The sequence below is a fragment of the Streptomyces sp. NPDC043427 genome (genome assembly GCF_056436655.1).
Genome location: NZ_JBWKCC010000026.1, coordinates 40,869 through 63,212 on the forward strand (window position 1 = coordinate 40,869; position 22,344 = coordinate 63,212).

Sequence of the window (22,344 nt, forward strand, 5' to 3'; positions counted from 1 at the left end):
CCCCGGCCCCCCCTTCTGGAGACAGTCATGAATGTTTCCGCCACCCCGAGCGTGCTGCGGGCCCTGCCCGCCCGGCACGGGACCCGCCTGATGTGTTTCGCCCACGAGATCGACATCCCGCAGGGCACCCGCCTCTTCGAGGAGGGCGGGCGCGCCGACCGGTTCTGGATCGTGCGCAGCGGCACCGTCGCCCTCGACATGCATGTGCCCGGACGTCGCTCACCGGTCATCGAGAGCCTCGGCCATGACGACCTCGTCGGCTGGTCGTGGCTGTTCGAGCCGCACATGTGGAGCCTGGGAGCCCAGGCGGTGACACCGGTCCGCGCCCACGAGTTCGACGCCGTCGCGGTGCGCCTGGCGTGCGCGCAGGACGCGGAGTTCGGGCAGGCCGTCGACCACTGGGTCGGCCGGGTCCTGGCCCACCGCCTGCACGCGACCCGCGTCCGCCTGCTCGACCTGTACGCCCCGTACGGCAGCGGCGACAGGCCCTGAGCCGCGGCTGCGGATGAGTTTCCCCGCCCCCTCCTGGCCACCTGGGCATCACGCTGCGTGACACCGGACTGCTCCTCGACTTCGGCCACGGTCGACGGTTTCCGCCGTGCCGGACGACTCCGACCGGTGCGCGTCGGCGTGCCGGACCCCTCCCCGTCGCTCCGCCGGAGGCCCCGCGGCCTGAGGACATCGCCGTTGCCGGGGCGCCGTCGCCGCACATCGGACATAGTGTCGCCGTATGGGTCACGCTCAGCGGCTCGACGAACCCTTCGGGCGCCTCGTGCACGAGGTCGGAGCCTCGGTGGGCCTGCTGTACCTGCTGCCGCCCGAGGAGGGGGCGCTGCGGCTGGCGGCGGTCTCCGGAGTGCCCGCGCGGCTCGCCGCTCCCTGGGCGCGGGTCGCGCTCGACGCCCCGCTCCCGGTGGCGGACGCGGTGCGGGAGCGGCGTCTGGTGTGGCTGGGCAGCCGGGAGGAGGTGGCGCGGCACTATCCCACGCTTCAGCTGGTGCTGCCGTACGACTTCATGATGGCCACCGTCGCGATCAACGACGGTGCCACCGTGTGGGGCGGGATCGTGCTGCTGTGGCCCCTCTGGCATCCGCCTCAGCTGAGCGCGGACGAGCGCGACATGATCGATGCCTGTTGCCGCCGGCTGGGCCGACTGCTGCGGGAGGCCGAGGACAGCGGTCACCCCGTGGTGCCGGGGGCCGAGCCGCGGGTGCTGTCCCCGCCTCCTCGCCCCACCACGGAACAGATGGACGCGGCGGCCGCTGTCGAGTTCGCCGAGCGCCTTCCGGTGGGCTGCTGCGCGCTCGACCTGGACGGCCGGATCACCTTCGCCAACACGGCGGCGGCCGACCTGCTCGGCACGGGCGTCACCGCCCTGCTGGGAGCACGGCCGTGGGAGGTGCTGCACTGGCTGCGCGACCCCGCCTTCGAGGACCACTACCGGGCGACGGTGATCGCCCGCCAGGCGACCTCCTTCACCGCCCTGCGCCCACCGGACACACGGCTGGGCTTCCGGCTCTACCCGGATGCCTCCGGGATCAGCGTCCACATCACCCCCGCCCCGGCCGACCAGCCCCTGACGGCCGTGCCGGAGCAGCCACCGGCTCCCGTCGAGCCGGTCGGGGCCACCGCGCACTACCACCTGATGCACCTGGCCGCCGCCCTCACCGAGGCCGTCGGCGCCAGGGACGTGGTCGAACTGGTCGCCGACCAGATCGTGCCCGCGTTCGGCGCGCAGGCGCTCGCCCTGATGACCGCGGAGGAGGGCCGGCTGCACATCGTCGGCCACCGCGGTTACCCGGCCGAACTCATGGCCGGCTTCGACGCCGAGCCCCTGACCTCCGACACCCCGGCCGTCCGCGTCCTGAACGCGGGCCACCCCAGTTTCTTCGGCAGCTTCGCGGACCTCAAGCGCGCCTACCCGCCGGCCGTCCACCAGGACGGCATGGGCGCCTGGGCCTTCCTGCCCCTGATCGCCTCCGGCGGCACCGTCGGCTCGCTCGTCCTCGCCTACGACCGGCCCCGGCCGTTCCCCCCGGCCGAGCGTGCCGTCCTGACCTCGCTGGCCGGGCTGATCGCGCAGGCACTGGACCGCGCCCGCCTCTACGACGCCAAGGACGAGCTGGCCCGCACCCTGCAGGCCGGTCTGCTGCCGCACGCCCTGCCCAACATCCCCGGCCTGGACGTCGCCGCCCGCTATCTCCCGGCCGGTCGCGGCATGGGCATCGGCGGCGACTTCTACGACCTCTTCGGCGGTCCCGCGACCACGGCCGTCGCGGCGATCGGCGACGTCCAGGGCCACAACGTCACCGCGGCGGCCCTCATGGGGCAGGTCCGTACGGCCGTTCACGCCCACGCCACCGCCGGCGCCTCCCCCGGCAACGTGCTCGCCCGCACCAACCGGCTGCTGACCGATCTCGAGACCGGCCTGTTCACCAGCTGCCTCTGCGTCCACCTCGACCTCGCCCGCCACCGCGCGTCCCTGGCCACCGCCGGCCACCCACCGCCCCTGCTGCGCCACCCCGACGGGCACACGGAGGTCCTCGGCCTCCCCCCCGGCCTGCTGCTGGGCATCGATGCCGACGCCGACTACACCACCACCGGTATCGAACTGCCCCCCGGCTGTGTCCTCGCCCTCTACACCGACGGACTCGTCGAGATCCCGGGTGTCGACATCGACGACACCACTGCGGAGCTCGCCGCCCGTCTGGCCGACGCCCCGGACGGGGCGGGGGAAGGCACCCTCAAGGGCACGATGGAGAGCCTCGCCGACATCCTGGTCCAGCCCGCCGGGCACATCGCGTCCCGTCACGACGACATCGCCCTGCTCCTGCTCAACCCCCGCAGCTGAGTTCCGGTTGTCCCGGCCGGGCACCGTGGTGGAGGATCTTCGCCGGAGGGGGTGGGCCGGGGCTCCCCGAGGATGTCGAGTGCGAGGGGGCTGCCATCCTTTCGGTAGTGGTCAATGTGCTGGTCGGGCTGGCGACCAGTTTCATCGGTGGGGCGTGCGTGTGGCTCTGGGAGCGCGGCAAGCGGTCCCGACTGCTGCGCCGCAAGGCGGACTTCTTCGGTGTCGTACCGGGCGAGACCTGCCTGGTGGTCATCGGCAGCAAGCACAACGCGCAGGGCGTCACCGCGCAGAAGGACCTCCGCGCCATCATCGAGGTGGCGACCCTGGCCAGCCAGCTCGGCAGCGACGTCGTCACGGAGTCCGGCAACGACTTCCGCGGCAGCAACGACGCCCGGACCGAGTTCTGCATCGGCGGACCGCTCGGTGACGCCAACGTCCGCACGGGCGGGCACCTCGCGACCCACCTTCCCGGTGTGACGATCCTCCCGTACGGCCCGGGCCCCGAGTCGGTGGCCTACGTCGTCGGCGGTGAGCGGTACCTGTGGGACAAGGGCACCGTGGAACACGCCCTCGTCGCCAAGTTCACGCCCCCGGAGGCCAGTCGCCCCGTCTTCCTGATCTGCGGCCAGAGCTCCCTGGCGAACCAGGCCGCGATCCACTACCTCAAGCGCAACTTCCGCGAGGTGGCCGCCTCCCTGGACACCACCGACCGCTTCTGCGTCCTGATCAAACTCGACCGCATCAGCACGTACGGCTTCCAAGGCGCCACCTTCGAACGCGACGTCACCAGCGAGGCGTTCGCCCGGCCCTGATGTCACGAGCGTGACCGTCGGGGTTCGGCTCACAGGCAGGGCATGCTCATGAAAAGCGCCTGTTCGCCCGCCGAGGGCGTCCCGTCGTAGAGCGCCGTGTCCAGTCCGCAGAACGCGAACCCCATCCGCCGGTAGGCGTGGATCGCCGGGGCGTTGACGTTGGTGACCTCCAGCCAGAGGTGCCCGGCACCGCGCTCACGGCCGAACTCGGCGGCGTGGGTCATCAGTGCGCGGCCGATACCCCGGCCCCGGTGGGCGGGGGCGACCTCGATGTCCTCGATGGTCAGCCGCCGGTTCCACGGGGCGTAGGAGACGGCCGCGAAGCCCGCCGGGCGACCGTCGGTGTCGACCGCCACGAAGGTACGGCTGTTCACGTCCTGCCCGGTGTGGTCGTCTCCTTCGTCCGTGTCCCCGTCCGGGAAGACCTTGTGCAGGGGCGGGTCCACCGTGACCTCCCGCAGGGCGAACCCGTGCTCCCCGACGGCGACACGGAAGACGGTCCTGGTGGTGAAGGATCCGTCGATCGCCGCCATGGCCTCACGGTCCTCGGGGCGGGCCGTCCGGATCCGGTACGGCATGTCGTCAGCGATCGTCATGACACGAACCTACGACCGCCCCTGCCGAGAGCCAGGTGGTGCCCGTGACCCGCGCCGTGAGATCTTGTCGGCGTCCCTCTGTGCGCAGGGTGAGGGACGGCGTTCGACGTCGGCCCTCACACGGGGAAGGGGCTCATGGAAGCGGCATCGCATGAGCGACTGCACCATCGACAGGCGTGGGCGGCCAGGGCCGCGCTCGCCTCGACGGCAGCGGCGGCGCTGCTGCCCCTCCTCGTCGGCGGGGTGCTGGGCGTGGTGCTCCTGGCGGTGGGCGTCTCGGGGCTCGCCGTCACGGCCGCCGCGCTCTGGTGGGCGCTGTCCCGCCGCGGCGCGGCCCGGGTGGCCGCGGCGCTGCTGACGGTCGCCGTGCCCGTCGCGGTCGTCGCGATGTTCGCCGCGGTGAACCTGCTGTGGGTGGTCGTGCTGTCGGCGCTGTTGTGGTGCTTCGCCGTGTGGGCGGGCCGGTACGCCCTGCGCAGCACGGGGCTGCGCCCGGTCCGCATGAAGGAGCACCGGACGCCGCCGCCCAGGCGCCCCTTCCTGATCCTCAACCCGCGTTCCGGCGGCGGCAAGGTCGAGCGGTTCTCCCTGCGCGAGAAGGCCGAGAGCCTGGGTGCCCAGGTCGTGCTGCTCGACCCGGAGCGGCAGCAGGACGTCACGGAACTCGCGAGGTCCGCCGTGGCGCGAGGAGCGGACCTCCTGGGCGTGGCGGGCGGCGACGGCACGCAGGCCCTGGTCGCCGCCGTCGCCGCGGAGCATGACGTGCCGTTCCTCGTCATCTCGGCCGGCACCCGCAACCACTTCGCCATGGACCTCGGGCTCGACCGTGACGACCCGTCAACCTGTCTGGACGCGCTGACCGACGGGGTGGAGCTCCGCGTCGACCTCGGCTTCGCCGACGGACGCCCCTTCGTCAACAACGCCTCCTTCGGGGTCTACGGGGCGGTCGTGCAGAGCCCGGGCTACCGCGACGACAAGGTGGGCACCGCGCTGGAGCTGCTGCCGGACCTTCTCTCCCGGCAGCGGGGTCCTCGGCTGACCGTTCGCGCCGACGACACCGCGCTCACCGATCCGCAGGCCGTGCTGGTCAGCAACAACCCCTACCGCACCGGCGATCCCTTCGGGTTCGGCCGCCGTGAGCGCCTGAACTCCGGGAAGCTCGGGGTCCTTTCGGTCCGCGTGGACAGTGCCGTGGAGGCGGCCGAACTGCTGCTGGACCCGAACCCGGCCGGTCTCGCGGTGCTGACCGCCCACGACGTGGTCGTCGAGGCCGACGCACCACACCTGGAGGTCGGGCTCGACGGCGAGGCGCTGCTGCTGCCGACCCCGGTCCGCTGCCGCGTGGCACGCCGTGCGCTGCGCGTCCGGGTCCCCCGCGTCCGTCCCGGTGTTCCGGAGCCGCCGCCCCGCCTCGACTGGCGCCGCCTGCGCAAGCTCGCGGCCGCCGTGGGACGTACGGCGGTGCCCGGCCGAACATCGGTTGTCACGCCACTGCCGCCACGGCAAGAGAGCGGCTCACAGCGCTGACCCGTAAAGGCCGGCACGCGCCCGGCCCGTACGGGCTGCCGGCGCTCGTCTGCTCCGCTCACGGAGCAGGCCGAGCCCCCACGTGTGCTGCAAGCACGCGGACGGCCGCGGTGGCGCCGGACGTACGTACACATCGCGCCGCCCACGCGGCCCGTCGCTCAGGAGGCGTCCGGAGCGACGGGCTCATCGGCCTGCGGTCGGACAGGCGGCCGTATGGCTCAGTGGAGGCTGCCGACGAGGCCCGCGTGGAAGGTGGTGAGCTCGTCGACGCGTCCGGCGAGGACCTTCTCCAGCCACTCGGGATCCCCGAGCAGGGCCCGGCCGACCGCCACGAGGTCGAACTCGTCGCGCTCCATGCGGTCGAGCAGCTCGCCGATGTCCGTGACCGTGGCCTGCTGGCCCTGGAACACCTGGAGGAACTCGTTGCTGAGGCCCACCGAGCCGACGCTGACGGCGGGTTTGCCGGAGAGCTTCTTGGCCCAGCCCGCCAGGTTGAGGTCGCAACCCTCGAACTCCGGGAGGTGGAAGCGCCGGGTGGAGCAGTGGAAGGCGTCGGCACCCGCGTCGGTCAGCAGGCCGAGCATGGTCTGCAGTTCCTGCGGCGTCTCGACGACCCGCGCCTGGTAGTGGTTCATCTTCCACTGGGAGAACCGGAAAGAGATCGGGAAGTCGTCGGAGACGCTCTCCCGGCAGGCGGCCACGACCTGGGCGGCGAAGCGGGTGCGGCCGACGACATCGCCGCCGTAGGCGTCGGTGCGCCGGTTGGTGTGGGCCCACAGGAACTGGTCGATCAGATAGCCGTGGCCACCGTGGATCTCGACGCCGTCGAAGCCCACTGCCTCGGCCGACGCCGCGGCCGTGGCGTAGGCGGCGACCACGTTGTCGATGTCCGCCTGAGTCATCTCCCGGCCCGACTTCGTGCCGTCCAGGGCGATGCCGGAGGGGCCGATGCTCGGGGCGTCGGGGACCGGCGGGTTGCCGACGGTGCGGTCCATGCCCACGTGCCACAGCTGCGGCATGATCCGGCCGCCCGCCCGATGCACGGCCTCGGCCACGGCCGACCAGCCTGCGAGCGCCTCGTCGCCGTAGAAGTGTGGGACGCGGGCGCTGTCGCCCGCCGAGTCGTGACCGATGTAGGTGCCCTCGGTGATGATCAGGCCGACCCCGGCGGCCGCCCGCCGGGCGTAGTACCGCGCCACGTCGTCGCCCGGCACGCCGCCAGGGGAGAACTCGCGCGTCATCGGGGCCATCACGACGCGGTTGGGCAGCGTGAGGCCCCCCAGGGAGAATGGACGGACCAGGATGTCCCTGACTCGTTCGACGGAATTCGTGGTCATGGGTGTTCGCTTTCGATAGGGGCCAACCGCACGGCGACGGGGGATTCGGACCGTGCGGCCGACAGCTTGGGTGGGTGTGGGGACCGGGAGCGGCCCGGGACCGCGCTCAGGCCCCCCGGAGGGGTCCGAGCGGAGTCCTTGCCGGCGTCGGCCCCGGCCCCGGCGGTCGGCGTCCCGGCCGCCGCCGGGTCGGGGGCGGGCGCCGCACGGACCAACCACGCCGTGCCGAACGCGATCGCGGACAGGGCGGCCGCGCCGACCAGGACGCCGTGCAGACCGCTGCTGACGGCTTCCCGGACTGCGTCGCGCACGGCGGTCGGCATGTCCTTCAGCAGCACCGGGGTCAGTCCGCCACCCGCTGTCAGCCGCTCCTGTGTGCCGGAGCCGAGCCGCTCGTTCAGCACCTCGTTCATGCGGCTGCTCTGCACGGCGCCGAGCACGGCGACCCCGAGGGAGCCGCCGATGGTGCGCACCAGGGTGACCGTGCCCGTGGCCGCGCCCATGTCCCGCGGGTCCGCGTTGTTCATGGTGGTCAGCAGGGTGCTCTGGATCAGGGCCCCGACCCCCACACCGACGACCAGGGTGAGCACGGAGGCCGCGAAGAGCGGGGTGTCTGTGCCGAGCAGGAGCAGCAGCAGCGCCCCGGCGAAGGTGGCGCCGCCGGCGAGCGGCACGACGCGGTCCAGACCGCCGCCGTCCATCAGCCGCCCGGTGGTCAGCTGGGCCGTCAGCATGCCGAGCATCAGCGGCAGGATGAGCAGGCCGCTGGCCGTGGACGAGGAGCCCTGGACGAACTGCAGGTACTGCGGAAGGTAGTTGACGACGCAGAAGAGGACGGCGCCGACCAGGAAACTGAGGATCTGGGCGAGGGTGATGTCCCGGCGGGCGAAGAGCCGGGGCGGCGTGATCGGTTCGGCGGCGCGCAGTTCCACGCGGACGAACCAGGCCAGGGACAGCACGACGGCCATGGCGAGTCCGGCGATCTGCCAGGACGTCCAGGCGTAGGTGGTGCCGGCCCAGCCCCAACAGAGTGAGGGCCAGGATGCCCGCGGTGAGCAGGGCCGTGCCGAGGTAGTCGATCCGCCCCGTGACGCGGCCGGCGGGCAGCCGTACGCCCTTGGCGACCGCCAGCAGCGCGACGAGGCCGACGGGCACGTTGACGTAGAAGGCCCAGCGCCAGCTCATGCAGTCGGTGATGAACCCGCCGAGCAGGGGGCCGCCGACGAACGCGACCGGCATCATGACGCCCACCATCGCCTGGATGCGGCCGCGGTCCTGCGCGGGCACCACCACGCCGATGACCGAGAGCGCGCCGACCATCAGGCCGCCCGCACCGAGGCCCTGAAGGCCACGGAACGCGATGAGCTGGCCCATGCTCTGCGCCAGGCCGCACAGCACCGTCCCGACCAGGAAGAGCGTCACGGAGTTCATGCAGGCGCCCTTGCGGCCGTCCAGGTCCCCCAGCTTGCCCCAGATGGGCGTGGAGGCGGCCATGGTGAGCAGATACGCCGTCACCGACCACGAGAAGTGGTCGAGACCGCCGAGGTCGCCCACGAGGCGATGTGTCCGGCGATCCAGTCCGCGACGACCGGACCGAACCGCCCGTCTCTGGTACTGCCGGTGATCACCGCGGTCCGGAGGGTGTCGTCAGTCACGTCGGCCATGGAGGACTCCTCAGTGGTGTGTACGCCGTATCGTTTTCGTACAACGTACACAGCAAAGTGTACGCCGTCTACTACTGATACGGTGTACACGGCACCGTTCGTCGGAAGGAACCGAAGCGATGGCCGCCAAGGAGAGACAAGCAGCGGGCGAGGACAGGGACCGTGTGTCCGTGTGGGAGCGCCTTGAACGGCCGACGCCGGCCCCCCGCACCACCCTCACCCCCCAGCGGATCGCCAAGGTCGCCGTCGGAGTCGCCGATGCGGAGGGACTCGACGCGGTCACCATGCGCCGCCTGGCCACCGAACTCGGCGTCGCCCCCATGGCCGCGTACCGCTACGTCACCGGCAAGGACGAGCTCCTCGAGCTGATGGTCGACTTCGTCTACGCGGAGCTGGAGCTGCCCGACGGCACGGAGGGGTGGCGCGCGACCCTGCGGTCCGTCGCCTTGCGGATCAGGGAGGTCCTGCTGCGGCACTCGTGGGTGACGCGGGCGACGTGGTGCGCGCCCACCCCGAACCAGTTGGCCGTGCCCGAGGCCGTCCTGGCCGCGCTCGACGGCCTCGGGCTCGACGCGGACGCCGCCATGGCGGTCCACAGCACCCTCACGGCCTATGTGCACGGCGCGGTGGACTCGGAGGTCGGGCTGACGCAGATGCTGCGCGTGCGCGGCTGGTCCACCAGGGAGGAGGCCCGCGCGGGACTGGCCTCGCAGATGGCCTGGCTCATGAGCACCGGCCGCTTCCCGATGTACGCGCGCTACATCGGCGAGGCCCGGCGCAAGGACGACCCGCAGTGGCAGTTCGAGGCCGGTCTGGACTCCGTCCTCGACGGCATCGCGGCGCGCCTGTCGATCTGAGGACGGCGCCAGGACAGCGATGGTTCTTCGGCTGCGGCGATGGAGCGGTCCCGGGCGGGGACCAGGTGAGGTCGGCTCGGGGCGCCCTGCCGACGTTTCCGTCGGTGGGTTTCCCCGGGCCGCCTCCCCCACCTGCCTGTGTCGAGCAGCCGCTCCACGGTGTCCGTCCGGAACCCGACAGTGTCGGCGCGCATGAAGGTGAAGCCCTCCGTGATGGCGTCGGCGAGTGCCTGCGGTGTCCCGTTGGGGAAGCGGAACGGTACGGCCTCCGCCGGTGTGCTGCTTCCCGGACCTCGATGTCGCGGCCGATCGTCTCTGAGATGATCCGGACCTGATCGGTGACGGTGAACATCTCGTCGCCGGTGAGGATGTACTCCTTGTCCTGGTGGCCGGCCTCGGTCAGGGCGAGGGCGGCGAGATGACCTCTTGGGAAGTCAGCGCCGTGGCGGCACCGCCGGTCAGCTCGCAGTCGACCCCGCCGTGTGCCACGGCGTGAAGGCGTTCGTCAGGCCGGCGAGCGCCGTGCGCAGCTCCGGGTGGTGACGCAGCAGCACGGTGATCATGCTGTTGTCGTCGATCCAGGCCATGCCGGCCTTGGAGTACACCTCGGGGGTGTAGTACTCGGTGAAGAAGCGGTCGCTGTTGAGCCGACGTGACGCCATGAGGACGAAGATACGGAACGCGGTGTCGCTGAAGGCGAATCCGGCCGGCAGCTTCTCCGCGTACAGCCCGACCATGAGGTCGACCTTCTCGATGTCACCGTCGTAGAGCTGCTCGATCTGCTCGGCCCACGCCCGGTTCTCCGTCAGTTCCAGGAAGTTCGCCGCGGGCTTGAGCCGCAGCAGCCGCCGGAACTCGTTGTAGCGGGGGACGCCCAGTTCCCGGGTGCGCAGGATGTCGGTGGCGGCGAGGTCCTGGAAGTGTCCGTCGGGACGCTCGAACTCCTGGAGGAACCGGGGGAAGTTGTGCAGGGTGACCAGTCCGGGGTGGAGCGTGCCGAAGCTGTAGAGCAGGTCGGTCATGTCCGTGGTCTCCAGGAACTTCAGCGCTCCCGGACCGGAGATGTCGCGGAGGGTGCAGTGGCGCAGGGTCGCGTCGTCGGCGGTGGAGCGCAGATGCCACTCGTCGCGGATGAGCGGGTGCATGCGGTAGACGGCGACGAACTCCTCGGTGAGGGCGTACGGGACGCCGTAGTGGTCCGTTTCTCCACCGGGGATGCCACTGACGACCTCGCTGCCGCTGATCCGGCCGAAGAGCTTGTGGACGCGTTCGCCCGCGAGGCCCCACCAGTTGGCGCGCAGGGCCGTGACGGTGGTGGGGTGGCTGATGACGGCCGGGGTCCACTCCACGGTGTGGATCTTGGCGAGGAGTGCGGCGTTGACCAGCCGGGCGCGCTGGAAGAGCTCCTCGTCGTTCCAGGACGGGTACGCGGCGTGCAGGTGGTCGCAGATGGCGTTGTGCTCCCGCGCGAACAGGTCGTGCATCATGGCGAGGCCCAGCCAGAAGCCGGGAACCTTCGAGGGGTCGCGGGAGGGATCGGAGGGCACCGGGGACTGCTCACCGTCCCACAGGCGCAGCTTGCCCAGCTCGCCGGTGCGCGCCCTGCGCTGTTCGGTCTCGTTCGACCCGTAGATCTGCGAGCCGTCCCACCAGTGCGAGGACACGTTGACGCGAGTGTCGGGCGTGCCGGCGGGCGCGTGCGGGTCGCGGGTCGGGTCGTCCGGGGTCCGCATGATCCGCATGGGCTGTTCCGGCCACGGGTCGTCGTCCATGAGCGGTACTTCCCAGGGCCGTTCCGCGGGGCTCGTCCCGTGGCTGAACCAGTCGCGGATCATGAACTGGAGCCAGGCGGCGACCAGGGAGTTGACCGATTCGGCCGGGGTCAACTCGTCGCGGGTGAGCAGGGCGCGGCTGACGTCGCGGGGGTTCGGTCGGGACAGTACGTCCTCGGGGGTGGCCGGAGCGATCCGGTCCAGCGGGATGTTCCGGCCGAAGCGGGTGCCGGCCATGCCCATGCGCGGGTCGCCGAGGTCGTTGTGGCTGCCGTCCGCCGTCCGGTTGACCTTGTGGCTCTCGGAGGGGGGTGCGGGATCGGGTACGCCGACCGAGGGCACCTGGCCGGTGTCGTGGAGGTTCTTCTGGCGGAGCATGACGCGCAGGCCGAGGAGGGTCAGCAGACCGGGGAGCACGGGCAGCCTGTCCCAGCCGATGCGCCGGTCCACGTACTGGGCCGTACTGGTGACGATCCGCCAGGGCAGTGACGTACGGTATCCGGCCGAGGAACGCCGGGTGGCGCGTCCTTGTTTGCTCATCGCGGTACTCCAAGTTGGGGGGCAGGGGGCATAACGCCACAAAATCACCCCCGATCAACACGTTAGGGGAGCCGCTCCACCCCCGCACTTCGAGCGCTGACGACGGATACTGAGCGTATCGACGGACCATGTGGAATACGGACCACGCGGGCTCGTGCTGACGGAAGGTCGCGGGGTATGCGGGCAAGCGGGGGAGGTCGTCAGCGCGTCGACGATGCGTCAGTGCGACTCGCGGGTCACCTCCGAGCCGCTGGAGCCGAGGAGGAAGTCCAGGTCGGCGCCGGTGTCGGCCTGGAGGACGTGGTCGACGTAGAGGCGTTCCCAGCCGCGGCGGGGGTTCGCGAAGCCGGTGACGGTGTCCTTGTCGGGGGTCCTGCGGGCGAGTTCGTCGGCGGGTACGTCGACGTCGATGCGGCGGGCCTCGACGTCGAGGGTGATGAAGTCACCGGTCCGCACCAGGGCGAGCGGGCCGCCGGCCGCGGCCTCCGGGGCCACGTGCAGGACGACGGTGCCGTAGGCGGTGCCGCTCATCCGGCCGTCGCAGACGCGGACCATGTCACGTACCCCTTGTTCGAGGAGCTTTTTCGGCAGCGGCATGTTCGACACCTCGGGCATGCCGGGGTAGCCCTTCGGGCCGCAGCCGCGCAGGACGAGGACGGAGTCGGCGTCGACGTCGAGTTCGGGGTCGTCGACACGGGCGTGGAAGTCCTCGATGGAGTCGAAGACGACCGCCCGGCCCCGGTGGCGCAGCAGGTGCGGGGAGGCGGCAGCCGGTTTGACGAGTGCGCCGTCGGGGGCGAGGTTGCCGCGCAGGACGGCGATGCCGCCCTCGGCGACCAGCGGCTCGGCGCGGGTGCGGATGACGTCGACGTCGAAGATCTCGGCGTCGTCGAGCGACTCGACCAGGGGCCTGCCGGTGACGGTCAGGGCCTCGGCATCGAGCAGGTCGCGTACCTCGCGCAGGACGGCGCGCAGGCCTCCGGCGCGGTGGAAGTCCTCCATGAGGAAGCGGCCGGCCGGCTGGAGATCCACCAGGACCGGCACGCGGGAGCCGATGCGGTCGAAGTCGTCGAGGGTCAGGTCGATGCCCAGGCGGCCGGCGATGGCGAGGAGGTGGACGACCGCGTTGGTCGAGCCGCCGACGGCGGCGAGCGCCACGATCGCGTTGTGGAAGGACGCCTTGGTCAGGAAGGTCCGGGGCCGTCGGTCGGCGCCCACCATGTCCACCGCCAGCCGGCCGGTGTGGTGCGCCGCCTCCAGCAGACGGCTGTCGGGGGCGGGGGTTCCGGCCACGCCGGGGACGACCGTGCCCAGCGCCTCGGCCACCAGCGCCATCGTCGAGGCGGTGCCCATGGTGTTGCAGTGCCCGCGGCTGCGGATCATCGCCGATTCGGAGCGGGTGAACTGCTCCTGGGAGAGCGTGCCGGCCCGCACCTCCTCCGACAGCCGCCACACGTCGGTGCCGCAGCCCAGCGGCGTGCCCCGGAAGGTGCCGGTGAGCATGGGCCCACCGGGGACGACGACGGCGGGCAGGTCCACCGAGGCGGCCGCCATGAGCAGCGACGGGATCGTCTTGTCGCAGCCGCCCAACAGGACCACACCGTCGACGGGGTTGGCCCGCAGCATCTCCTCCGTGGCCATGGCGGCCATGTTGCGCCACAGCATGGCCGTGGGCCGCAGGTTCGTTTCGCCCAGCGACACCACGGGCAGGTCCAGCGGGATCCCGCCCGCCTCGTACACGCCGTCGCGCACCGAGGACGCCACCTCGTTCAGATGCGCGTTGCAGGGGGTCAGGTCCGACGCGGTGTTGGCGATGGCGATCTGCGGCCGGCCGGTGAAGGCCTCCCCGGGCACGCCCCGTCGCATCCACGCCCGGTGGATGTAGGCGTTGCGGTCCTGACCCTCGTACCACTGTGCGCTGCGGAGGCTGACCATGGAGTCCCTTCCAATAGTCGGTACGGCGGTCTACTGTTCGGAACGCCATGAAGCGTACGCAGACCTCCGACGGATCGACAGCCCCCGTCGAGGACGGCGCGCCAGGAGCCGACAGCAGCCGTCTCGTGGGCTCGGACCGGGTGCTCGCCGTCCTCAAGGCACTCGCCCGGTATCCCGCCGGCGTGGGTCTTGAGGAGCTGACCCGTGCGATCGGCAGTCCCAAGCCGACCGTGCACCGGGCACTCGGTGCGCTGCGCCGGGCCGGACTGGCCGACCAGGACGCCCACGGCCGCTATGTGCTCGGGGACGAGTTCCTGCGCATGGCCTTCGCCCATCACGAGGCCCGGCCCGAGCACGTCCGCGTCCGTCCCGTGCTCGACGCGCTGGCGCACCGGTTCGGCGAGACCGCGCACTACGCGGTGCTGGACGGTCATGAGGTCGTCTACCGCGCCAAGGTCGACCCGCCCACCGGTGCGGTCCGGCTGACGTCGACGATCGGCGGACGCAACCCGGCGCACAGCACCGCCGTCGGCAAGCTGTTGCTCGCGGGGCGGCTGACTTCGCCGGCCGAGGTCGAGAGGTGGCTCGGTGACTCCCCGCTGGAGCTCCGGACACCCCGGACCCTGGCCACAGCCGCCGACCTGCACCGGGAACTGACGGCCACCCGTGAACGCGGCTACGGCGTCGACGACCAGGAGAACGAGAAGGGGGTCAACTGCCTCGCCGTGCCCGTGTACCTCACGTCGCCGACGATCCCCTCCGGCGCCGTGAGTATCAGCGCACTGGCCTACCGGACGCCCCTGGCGACCCTGGTCGACCTGCTCGACGAGATTCAAGACCTGCTAGGTCCCCTCGGTCGGCCCCACAGCTGAAGACCCGTCGGTACGCCCCTCAACCCTGGAGAACGAATCGTGTACCTCATGCGCATCGGCGCCCCCGGCGCCGAGAAGCCCGTCGCCCGCGTCGACGACGAGACCTACGTCGACCTCTCCGACGTCGTCCCGGACTTCGACGAGGCGTTCTTCGGATCGGGCGGCGTCGACCGCGTCCGCCCCGTCGTGGCCGAGCGGGCGGTGGCGGGCCGGGTCTCCCGCTTCGCCGGAGAGCGGATCGGCGCGCCGATCGCCCGCCCGCACCAGATCCTGTGCATCGGCCTGAACTACCGCGACCACGCGGCCGAGAGCGGCATGCCCGTCCCCGACGAGCCGATCCTGTTCACCAAGTCGCCCAACACGCTGATCGGCCCGAACGACGACGTGCGCATCCCGCGTGGCTCCACGAAGACCGACTGGGAGGTGGAACTCGGCATCGTCATCGGCAGGCGTACCAGCTATCTCGACTCCGTCGACGAGGCCCGCGACGCCATCGCCGGGTACGTCGTCGTCAACGACGTCAGTGAGCGCGCCTTCCAGTTGGAACGCGGCGGGCAGTGGGCCAAGGGGAAGTCCGCCGAGACCTTCAACCCCGCGGGTCCGTGGCTCGCCACCTCCGACGAGATCGACGACGTCCTCGCACTGGACATGTGGCTGGACGTCAACGGCGTACGCCGGCAGACCGGCAACACCAAGACGATGATCTTCGACCCGTACTTCATCGTGCACTACCTCAGCCAGTTCCTCGTCCTCGAGCCCGGCGACCTGATCAACACGGGCACCCCGCCGGGCGTCGGCATGGGCCTCACCCCGCCCGCGTACCTCCAGCCGGGTGACGTGATGGAACTGGGCATCAGGCACCTCGGCACCCAGCGCCAGCATGTGATCGGGCCCCGGTAGCGGTCGGCGATGCGCGCGTTCGTCCTGACCGCCCCCGGCACGTACGAGGTCCAGGACCTCCCTGCGCCGGTGGCCGGCCCCGGCGAGGTCGTCGTGGACGTCGAGCGGGTCGGCGTGTGCGGCACCGACGTGGAGTTCTTCACCGGCGCGATGGCCTACCTCCACCAGGGGCACTCCTCCTACCCGATGCGGCCGGGCCACGAGTGGGCGGGGCGGGTGGCGACGGTCGGTGACGGTGTCGACCCCGGCTGGCTCGGGCGCCGTGTCATGGGCGACACGATGCTCGGCTGCGGCAGTTGCCGTCGCTGTCTGCGCGGCCACCAGCACGTGTGCGAGAAGCGGCAGGAGGTCGGCATCCGCGGGGACCGGGCCGGTGCCCTGGCGGAGCAGCTCGCCGTACCGGTCTCCTCGTTGCACGCCCTGCCCGACATCGTCGACCCCGTGCTCGGCGCGCTCGTGGAGCCGGGCGGCAACGCCCTGCGCGCCGCACAGGCCGCCGCACCACGCCCCGGTGACCGCGCGCTTGTCCTGGGGCCGGGGACGATCGGGCTGCTGGTCGCGATGTTCCTCCGCGCCGCCGGCGCCGAGGTGCACCTCATGGGCGCCACCGAAGACTCCCTCGCCTTCGCCCGCTCCCTGAGCTTCGAGCACGTGTGGGCGGAGGACTCCGTGCCCCACCTGCCGTTCGACGCGGTCGTGGACGCCTCGAACGCCGCCCGTCTGCCCGCGAGAGCACTGGAGTCGGTCGAACCGGGCGGACGGGTCGTGTACATCGGACTGGCCGGAGAACCGAGCAGGATCGACACCCGCACGCTCGCCCTGAAGGACGTGACCGCGGTGGGCATCCTGTCCGCCTCCCCCGGTCTCGACGCCACCATCCGCGCCTACGCCGCCAAGACGGTCGACCCGAGGCCGCTCGTCGCCGCCACCGTCGGCCTCGGCGAGGTCGGCCCCGTCCTCGCCGGCGAACGCCCGGCCGGAGCCGGCCCCGGCCCCAAGATCCACGTCGACCCCCGGTTTCGTCGGTCCGGGGCAGCCTGGGAACCTTCGTAGCGACCGTGCATCCCGGTGCCCTCGGTGCCGTCCTCCTTGAGACGGCTGTGCCAGTCATCGCTGAAGAAGCCTTGCGCCGACATCTGCCCGGCACGACCGGCCAGGCGAACAGCGAAGTCCAGAAGCTCCCGGTCGACGGGAGGGCATCGAACGCGTAGTCCATCCGCCGAGCCTTTAATGCTCCCTGACCGCCGGGTGGGGCCAGATCGACAATGGTGGGCCGTCCGCACTGTGCGGACGGCCCACAGCGCATCTGTCTGCAGCCAGACACGCGGTGACCGCGCGGGCGGCGGTGATCGCCGTCAACGACAACCCGCGACGAATCCACCGGCGAGTCCATCACCTCGTCGGTGATCACCCCTGTCCTGTGCCATCGAAGGGTGGTCCTTGCCCCTGGAGGTCAGTGATCATCGCGGCACTGGGGGCACAGACCCCAGAAAGTCACGGCGGCTTCCTGGATTCGGTACTCCTGCGGCAGCTGCGGTTCCAGGCAGGGCGCCGCACCCACCGTGCACGCGACGTCACGGATGGCGGCGCAGCGCAGGCACACGAAATGGTGGTGGTTGTCGTGGCGCTCGATCTCGTAGCGGGCCGGATGGCCGGGGATCTGGGTGCACCGGATGAGACCGGCGTCCGTGAGGGCGCGCAGCACGTTGTAGGTGGCCTGCAGGGACAGGCCGCCCGTGACCCGCTGGGCGCGCTCGCGCAGGGCGTCGGCGTCGAGGTGGCCGGCCGACTGGGAGATCGCTGTCAGCATGGCCATGCGCTGGGCGGTCACTCGCAGGCCTGCGCTGCGCAGTCGTGCCGCCGCCAGCGCCATCGGCTCCTCGCCGGTCGTCGCGGATGTCATGCGGCCTCGCCCTTCCAGCCGCCCTTCGCCGTGACCGGGTCGTCCACGGCACTCGGGTCTGCCCGCAGGGCGTCGTTCTGACCGCCCGGGGATCGCCCTCCGTCCGGGCCCGGCGTGTCCGCCTCGGCGCAGAGTTCGAACCATACGGTCTTCCCCATGAGCAGCGGACCGGGCTCGTGGCCCCACCGTGCGGCCAGCATGTCGACGAGGGCCAGTCCACGGCCTCCCTCGTCTTCGGGGCCGGCGTCGATGGGGCGGGGAGGGTACGACGAACCGTCGCTGACCGAACAGCGCACATCTGGAACCCGCTCGAGGATGAGGCGCAGCGGGCCGGCCCCGTGCCGCAGGCCATTGCACACCAGCTCGCTCACCAGCAGTTCGGCGACCGGGACGAGCTCACCGAGACCCCATCGGGGCAGTACGTCGCGCACGGCGGTCCTCGCCAGCGCGCACGCGGCCGGCGACCACGGCAGCCCGTTCTCGAATGAGCCGGGGACAGCAGCCTCGGGGATCGTTCGGCCCGGGCGGGAATCCCGGGCGATGGTGCGGATCATGCCGACCACCCTTCGGAGGACGGTTGCCTTCGCTGTTTTCAGACCGTACCCCTCTTATGGAGTGAGTCAAGTTTATGGACAGGAATAGTTTTCCTGATCGGATCCAGTTGCTGGAGGCTGTTCGGGCTGGTGCCGAGCGCGGGGCGGGCGGGCCCGATCAGCGATCGTTCACTCGTACGGGTCATGGTCACCAGTTCCGCGTCGTTCAGCCGGTCCGGAGCTGGCGGGAACGCTCGGATTGGTCGTGTCGAAGTAGACCGTGTCCGTGCCCGGGTCGAGATAGAACGCGCCGGTGTACGCCCCAGCCGTCATGTCATGGTCGAAGGAATCACTCCGAACCCACCGTGCTTCCTCGGGCACGAACTCGGCGAGTTCATCGGGGAGTTGAGTTGGCACCCCTGGCTGAAAGCTCTGCTGCGAGGCCCCCGTGATGGCGGCAACGGCACCCGCTCTCAGCTTGGCGGTTCCCACGAGGCGCACATCGGTGGGGCCCGGAACGGACCCCCGTGAATCGGTGCCCAGTACGATGCCGAGCCAGTGCGCACCTGACAGCGGGCCGAGGCCGGCGAACCTGCGTTCAAGAGGCTCCAGGTCAGTGCGGACCTTGGCGCCATCCGCGCTCTTCGAATGCGCAGTGCACGCCGCAAGCAGCGTCACCGTTCCGAGCGCGAGCGCCCCCCGACGTCCGAGACCCGCCATGCCCCCCACAGGCCGCCCTTCCCGAAGCCCCCGCCTCTGACGCCTGATCGTAGCGGTCAGCTCGCTCTCACCCCTTGGAACATGGCTGAGGAATCCGGGCACGAGCAGGCCCGTCACGAGGCGGTACAACAGTCGGTGCAGTGCAGTAGCAAGGCTGACGACCTGGACGGACGAATCGAGTTTCGCAACGGTGTCGCTCACCTCGGCAGAGGCGATGTGGAGGACTACGCGCCCGGAGTGAGCCTCACGAGCACCGCCGCCGGTGTCGATCCCAGCGACACCCGGAGCGCGTCGGTGTCCCAGACCACCGAACCGGTGGTCCGGGTCGACGGGTGCAGGATCTCCGTGCGGACCTCGCGGCCCCCCACATCGCTGACAGGCAAGCGCAGTTCGGTCGTCGGACCGCCCCTGTGCCAGACCGTCACGTACGACGGGCCGCCCGGCACCCGCATCCCCAGGGCCAGCCACTCGTCCGTCCACCCCGGCAGCCCGAGCGGCCAGAACGGCACGGCCCGCGCGAGGTCGCCGCGGATGGTCTTGTAGACGGCCACCGCTTCCCGTACGAGGGCCAGTTGATGCTCGGACATGCGGTCCAGGTGACCGGAGAGATGGATGCGGCCGAGCAGTGCCCCGCCCAGGGTGAAGGTGATCAGGTCGTCGTCGAAGTCGGGCTGCGGATAGGCCCAGACGGCGCCTTGCTCGGGCGGCACCGCCGTCGGCGCGGCGGCGGCGATGGGTGCCAGGCGCAGTGGGTCCTGCTGGTCGCTGGTGGACTGGAGCTGGGTGACGGCCAGCGTGGCTCCGTCCATCCGCATGCCGCCCGAGGCGCAGTTCTCGACGACGAGTCCGGGGTGACGGTCCTGGACCTCGGAGAGCCAGTCCAGGTAGGCGCGGGTGTGGCCGAGCAGGCCCGCTCCGGGTGAGAGGTCGCCGGGGGCGCTGGTGCCCGGGTCGACCGCGATGTTGTAGTCGAGTTTGAGATACCCGACGCCCCAGTCGCCGACGATCCGGTCCACCGTCTTGTCGAGGTGGGTGCGGGCGGCCGGGTGGCGCAGGTCGAGCTGGTGGCGGCCCTGCTCGCTGAGGCGTACCCCGTCGCGTTGGAAGAAGGCGTCCGCGGGGAGCGTGGACGCGACGGGGCTGCGAACGCCGACGACTTCCGGCTCCAGCCACAGCCCGGGCACCATGCCGCGTTCCCGGATGCGGTCGAGGACCGCCTGGATGCCGCCGCCCGGGAAACGGCGCGGTGACGGCAGCCATTCGCCGACGCTGTCCCACCAGCCCTCGGTGTCGTCGTCGTACCAGCCGGAGTCGATGCAGAAGTACTCCGCGCCGGCCTCGGCGGCCGCGTCGATGAGAGGCAGCAGCTTCTCGGTCGTGGGGTCGCCCATCAGGGTGTTCATGTAGTCGTTGAAGATCACGGGGAGGGCGGTGTGGTCCGCGTGGGGGCAGCGTACGGCGCGGCGGTACGCGGTCAACGCGCCCATCGCCTCGTCGAACACGGGGCCGAGGGCCAGCGCCGTCGGCACGGTGGTGAATTCCGCGCCGGGCTCCAGCCGAGTCCGCCACTGGTGCTCCGCGTCCGTGGGGCCGTTCAGCGCCAGATACGTGCCGTGCGCGCGTTCTCCCAGGTCCCAGCGCCAGCCGGCCGGGGACTCGACCTGCCACAGCCAGGTCCGGCCGCCGTCCCGTTCCGTCAGTGCCCCCATCGAGAGGTGGCCGTCGGTGGGCCAGCTGCCGCGTCCGGTGAGGGTCAGCGCGGCCCGGCTGTCGTGCTGGTGGGCGTCGACGTTGATGTCGGCGACGGTGGCGCGCAGGGGCTCGGTGTACCAGCGGCACTCGGCGAGCCAGTCGTTGCGGGCCCGGTGCACGTCGAGGGCGTCCGGGGCGGGCAGGCCGCCGAGCAGGAGGCTGCTGACGGACTGGACGGTCAGGGGCTCGGTGCCGTCGTTGCGCAGCCGGACGCGCGAGCGGAGCACCGGCAGCCCGACGGGGGACGTCAGCTCGACGAACGCCGTCAAGCCGGTCGCCGGGTCGTGGAGTTCGACGGTCAGCCAGGTCCAGCCGGGGCGGCTGCCGCTGTCGTGGGCCCGGTAGCGGAGCCGGGTGCCGAGGGCCGTGCCGGTGAAGCGCGGGCCGGACCAGGCGCTGCCGTGGCCGAGGGCGGTCAGCTCGACGAGGGGGAGAGCGGGTTCCGGGTCGACGGGCATGCCTGCGCACGGAGGGCCCAGCCGGACCAGCCGCAGGGTGCCGTCGGAAGCGGTGGCGAACTCGGCAGCGAGAGCCGAGTGGCTCCAGCTGAAGTCGGGCCCCGTGGGCTTCCCCGTCGCATCCGCCGTACCGGCCAAGGCGTCTCCCCTCCCGACCCCGCCCGGCCCGTGCCCCGGCGGCGGTCCGCGTCAGTCGCGTGAATCCATCGTTGCGGTCTCTTGACGACCCCTTTGTGACCGGTCACAATCCTCGCATGAATGTGACCGGTCACACAAGGCGCCCGGCGAGCATCAGGGATGTAGCGACCGCCGCCGGGGTGTCGTACCAGACCGTCTCGCGGGTGATCAACGGCCATCCCAGCGTCAAGCCGTCCACGCGGGAGCGGGTGCTCGCCGCCATCGACGAGCTGGGCTTCCGGCGCAACGCCACCGCGCTCGCGCTGGCCAGCGGCCGCACCAGGACCGTGACCGTGCTCACCGCCAACACCACCCACTACGGCTACGCCTCCATCCTCCAGGGCATCGAGGAGGCCGCCCGCGCCGCCGCCTACGCGGTCGGGATCGGCGTCCTGGAATCGACGGAGGAACCCGCCGTCGCCGCCGAGGTGCAGCGCGCGGCGGACACCGGCGGCGGACTGATCGTGATCGCCTACGATCCGGCCGGTGTACGGGCGTTGGGAGCCGTGCCCGCCGAACTCCCGGTCGTCGGTGTGGTCGAGACTCCCGCGACGCCGCCCGGCGGTGACCGCCCCTGGGTGTGGGCCGACGACCGCGAGGCCGCCTACCAGGCGACCCGGCATCTGCTCTCCCTCGGTCACGAGACCGTGCACTACGTCGCCATCCCGTCCAGCACCCGGCGCACCAGCGCCCGCACCAGCGGCTGGCGCCAGGCGCTCGAGGAAGCGGGGGCGCCCGAGGTCCGTCCGGTGCAGGGGAGCTGGGGCCCGGCGGGTGGTCACGCGGCCGGGCGGAGACTCGCGAAGGACCCGTCCGTCACCGCGATCCTGTGCGGCAACGACGACCTCGCGCTCGGTGTGCTGCGCGCGCTGCACGAGGCCGGCCGGTCCGTCCCCGGTGAGGTCAGCGTGGCCGGGTTCGACGACGCTCCGCACGCCGCCTATCTGACCCCGTCCCTGACGACCGTACGCCTGGACTTCACCGGCCTGGGCCGGGCCGCGTTCGCCCTGCTGCACGGGGTGCTGGAGGACTCCGCGCAGATCGCGCCGCACCCCGTCTCGGTACCGGAGCTGGTGGTGCGGGAGAGCTCGGGGCCGCCACGCACCGGTCACTGAACTTCCCGTACGAGCACCGCTGT

The 22,344-nt window shown here is 71.6% G+C and carries 19 protein-coding genes and 1 pseudogene; 9 read left to right on the forward strand and 11 right to left on the reverse strand.

Annotation, left to right across the window (positions count from 1 at the left end; genetic code table 11):
* Positions 1-27 precede the first annotated feature (27 nt).
* The 3 genes from AC067M_RS32550 to AC067M_RS32560 all read left to right on the forward strand — a co-directional run bounded on the left by AC067M_RS32550 (position 28) and on the right by AC067M_RS32560 (position 3,663).
* On the forward strand, positions 28-492 hold the full coding sequence (locus AC067M_RS32550; RefSeq protein WP_478700634.1) for a Crp/Fnr family transcriptional regulator: 465 nt from the start codon (positions 28-30) through the stop codon (positions 490-492).
* Positions 493-730: 238 nt separating this feature from the next.
* On the forward strand, positions 731-2,851 hold the full coding sequence (locus tag AC067M_RS32555; RefSeq protein ID WP_478700635.1) for a SpoIIE family protein phosphatase: 2,121 nt from the start codon (positions 731-733) through the stop codon (positions 2,849-2,851).
* A 107-nt stretch (positions 2,852-2,958) separates the two neighbouring features.
* Positions 2,959-3,663, forward strand: coding sequence for a hypothetical protein (locus tag AC067M_RS32560; protein ID WP_478700636.1), 705 nt, complete (start codon positions 2,959-2,961; stop codon positions 3,661-3,663).
* A gap of 29 nt (positions 3,664-3,692) precedes the next feature.
* Here AC067M_RS32560 and AC067M_RS32565 read toward each other — a convergent pair whose 3' ends face one another.
* A complete protein-coding gene (locus tag AC067M_RS32565; protein WP_478700637.1) occupies positions 3,693-4,259 on the reverse strand; it encodes a GNAT family N-acetyltransferase in 567 nt (188 codons plus the stop codon).
* 135 nt (positions 4,260-4,394) lie between these two features.
* On the opposite strand from AC067M_RS32565, the gene AC067M_RS32570 reads away from it, so the two are divergent.
* Entirely contained in the window at positions 4,395-5,786 is a 1,392-nt protein-coding gene (locus AC067M_RS32570) for a diacylglycerol/lipid kinase family protein (RefSeq protein ID WP_478700638.1), read from the forward strand.
* A gap of 218 nt (positions 5,787-6,004) precedes the next feature.
* Here AC067M_RS32570 and AC067M_RS32575 read toward each other — a convergent pair whose 3' ends face one another.
* The 4 genes and pseudogenes from AC067M_RS32575 to AC067M_RS32590 form a co-directional block, all read right to left on the reverse strand.
* A complete protein-coding gene (locus tag AC067M_RS32575; RefSeq protein ID WP_478700699.1) occupies positions 6,005-7,123 on the reverse strand; it encodes an NADH:flavin oxidoreductase in 1,119 nt (372 codons plus the stop codon).
* On the reverse strand, positions 7,120-8,091 hold the full coding sequence (locus tag AC067M_RS32580) for an MFS transporter (protein ID WP_478700639.1): 972 nt from the start codon (positions 8,089-8,091) through the stop codon (positions 7,120-7,122). Before AC067M_RS32580 ends, AC067M_RS32575 begins: the two co-directional genes overlap by 4 nt.
* 211 nt (positions 8,092-8,302) lie before the next feature.
* Positions 8,303-8,617 (reverse strand): annotated as a pseudogene (locus AC067M_RS32585) (MFS transporter); the annotation flags it as partial.
* A 17-nt stretch (positions 8,618-8,634) separates the two neighbouring features.
* Complete coding sequence (locus AC067M_RS32590; RefSeq protein WP_478700640.1) at positions 8,635-8,787, reverse strand: hypothetical protein; 153 nt, start codon at positions 8,785-8,787, stop codon at positions 8,635-8,637.
* Positions 8,788-8,906: 119 nt separating this feature from the next.
* Here AC067M_RS32590 and AC067M_RS32595 point away from each other — a divergent pair, with 119 nt between their 5' ends.
* Positions 8,907-9,644, forward strand: coding sequence for a TetR/AcrR family transcriptional regulator (locus AC067M_RS32595; protein ID WP_478700641.1), 738 nt, complete (start codon positions 8,907-8,909; stop codon positions 9,642-9,644).
* Between the two features lie 458 nt (positions 9,645-10,102).
* Here AC067M_RS32595 and AC067M_RS32600 read toward each other — a convergent pair whose 3' ends face one another.
* Entirely contained in the window at positions 10,103-11,956 is a 1,854-nt protein-coding gene (locus tag AC067M_RS32600) for a peroxidase family protein (protein WP_478700642.1), read from the reverse strand.
* A gap of 219 nt (positions 11,957-12,175) precedes the next feature.
* Positions 12,176-13,891: an IlvD/Edd family dehydratase gene (locus AC067M_RS32605; protein WP_478700643.1), complete on the reverse strand. Its 1,716-nt coding sequence runs from the start codon at positions 13,889-13,891 to the stop codon at positions 12,176-12,178.
* Between the two features lie 47 nt (positions 13,892-13,938).
* Between AC067M_RS32605 and AC067M_RS32610 the strand changes: the two genes are divergently transcribed.
* Genes AC067M_RS32610 through AC067M_RS32620 form a run of 3 tightly spaced genes read left to right on the forward strand, consistent with a single transcriptional unit; the run spans position 13,939 to position 16,716 of the window.
* Positions 13,939-14,763, forward strand: coding sequence for an IclR family transcriptional regulator (locus AC067M_RS32610; protein WP_478700644.1), 825 nt, complete (start codon positions 13,939-13,941; stop codon positions 14,761-14,763).
* Between the two features lie 39 nt (positions 14,764-14,802).
* Positions 14,803-15,663: a fumarylacetoacetate hydrolase family protein gene (locus AC067M_RS32615; protein ID WP_478700645.1), complete on the forward strand. Its 861-nt coding sequence runs from the start codon at positions 14,803-14,805 to the stop codon at positions 15,661-15,663.
* 9 nt (positions 15,664-15,672) lie between these two features.
* Positions 15,673-16,716 carry a zinc-dependent alcohol dehydrogenase gene (locus AC067M_RS32620; protein WP_478700646.1) on the forward strand — a complete coding sequence of 348 codons (1,044 nt, stop codon included), beginning with the start codon at positions 15,673-15,675 and terminating at the stop codon, positions 16,714-16,716.
* Between the two features lie 400 nt (positions 16,717-17,116).
* Here AC067M_RS32620 and AC067M_RS32625 read toward each other — a convergent pair whose 3' ends face one another.
* The 4 genes from AC067M_RS32625 to AC067M_RS32640 form a co-directional block, all read right to left on the reverse strand.
* On the reverse strand, positions 17,117-17,566 hold the full coding sequence (locus tag AC067M_RS32625) for a Fur family transcriptional regulator (RefSeq protein ID WP_478700647.1): 450 nt from the start codon (positions 17,564-17,566) through the stop codon (positions 17,117-17,119).
* Positions 17,563-18,120, reverse strand: a complete 558-nt coding sequence (locus tag AC067M_RS32630) for an ATP-binding protein (protein WP_478700648.1) — start codon at positions 18,118-18,120, stop codon at positions 17,563-17,565. The genes AC067M_RS32625 and AC067M_RS32630 overlap by 4 nt, the downstream gene beginning before the upstream one ends.
* Positions 18,121-18,288: 168 nt before the next feature.
* Positions 18,289-19,020 (reverse strand): hypothetical protein, encoded by a 732-nt coding sequence (locus tag AC067M_RS32635; protein ID WP_478700649.1) that lies wholly within the window; start codon positions 19,018-19,020, stop codon positions 18,289-18,291.
* A gap of 23 nt (positions 19,021-19,043) precedes the next feature.
* The gene (locus AC067M_RS32640) at positions 19,044-21,167 is read right to left on the reverse strand and encodes a glycoside hydrolase family 36 protein (RefSeq protein WP_478700650.1); all 2,124 of its coding nucleotides are present in this window, start codon (positions 21,165-21,167) and stop codon (positions 19,044-19,046) included.
* A gap of 116 nt (positions 21,168-21,283) precedes the next feature.
* Between AC067M_RS32640 and AC067M_RS32645 the strand changes: the two genes are divergently transcribed.
* On the forward strand, positions 21,284-22,321 hold the full coding sequence (locus AC067M_RS32645; protein ID WP_478700651.1) for a LacI family DNA-binding transcriptional regulator: 1,038 nt from the start codon (positions 21,284-21,286) through the stop codon (positions 22,319-22,321).
* Positions 22,322-22,344 lie beyond the last annotated feature (23 nt).

Excerpts from the sequence above, each read along its gene's own strand:
- AC067M_RS32605 (WP_478700643.1), bottom strand. The coding sequence starts at position 13,891 with ATGGTCAGCCTCCGCAGCGCACAGTGGTACGAGGGTCAGGACCGCAAC.
- AC067M_RS32645 (WP_478700651.1), top strand. The coding sequence starts at position 21,284 with ATGAATGTGACCGGTCACACAAGGCGCCCGGCGAGCATCAGGGATGTA.
- AC067M_RS32590 (WP_478700640.1), bottom strand. The coding sequence starts at position 8,787 with ATGGCCGACGTGACTGACGACACCCTCCGGACCGCGGTGATCACCGGC.
- AC067M_RS32575 (WP_478700699.1), bottom strand. The coding sequence starts at position 7,123 with ATGACCACGAATTCCGTCGAACGAGTCAGGGACATCCTGGTCCGTCCA.
- AC067M_RS32550 (WP_478700634.1), top strand. The coding sequence starts at position 28 with ATGAATGTTTCCGCCACCCCGAGCGTGCTGCGGGCCCTGCCCGCCCGG.
- AC067M_RS32625 (WP_478700647.1), bottom strand. The coding sequence starts at position 17,566 with ATGACATCCGCGACGACCGGCGAGGAGCCGATGGCGCTGGCGGCGGCA.
- AC067M_RS32580 (WP_478700639.1), bottom strand. The coding sequence starts at position 8,091 with ATGGCCGTCGTGCTGTCCCTGGCCTGGTTCGTCCGCGTGGAACTGCGC.
- AC067M_RS32630 (WP_478700648.1), bottom strand. The coding sequence starts at position 18,120 with ATGATCCGCACCATCGCCCGGGATTCCCGCCCGGGCCGAACGATCCCC.
- AC067M_RS32555 (WP_478700635.1), top strand. The coding sequence starts at position 731 with ATGGGTCACGCTCAGCGGCTCGACGAACCCTTCGGGCGCCTCGTGCAC.
- AC067M_RS32570 (WP_478700638.1), top strand. The coding sequence starts at position 4,395 with ATGGAAGCGGCATCGCATGAGCGACTGCACCATCGACAGGCGTGGGCG.
- AC067M_RS32595 (WP_478700641.1), top strand. The coding sequence starts at position 8,907 with ATGGCCGCCAAGGAGAGACAAGCAGCGGGCGAGGACAGGGACCGTGTG.
- AC067M_RS32565 (WP_478700637.1), bottom strand. The coding sequence starts at position 4,259 with ATGACGATCGCTGACGACATGCCGTACCGGATCCGGACGGCCCGCCCC.
- AC067M_RS32600 (WP_478700642.1), bottom strand. The coding sequence starts at position 11,956 with ATGAGCAAACAAGGACGCGCCACCCGGCGTTCCTCGGCCGGATACCGT.
- AC067M_RS32610 (WP_478700644.1), top strand. The coding sequence starts at position 13,939 with ATGAAGCGTACGCAGACCTCCGACGGATCGACAGCCCCCGTCGAGGAC.
- AC067M_RS32620 (WP_478700646.1), top strand. The coding sequence starts at position 15,673 with ATGCGCGCGTTCGTCCTGACCGCCCCCGGCACGTACGAGGTCCAGGAC.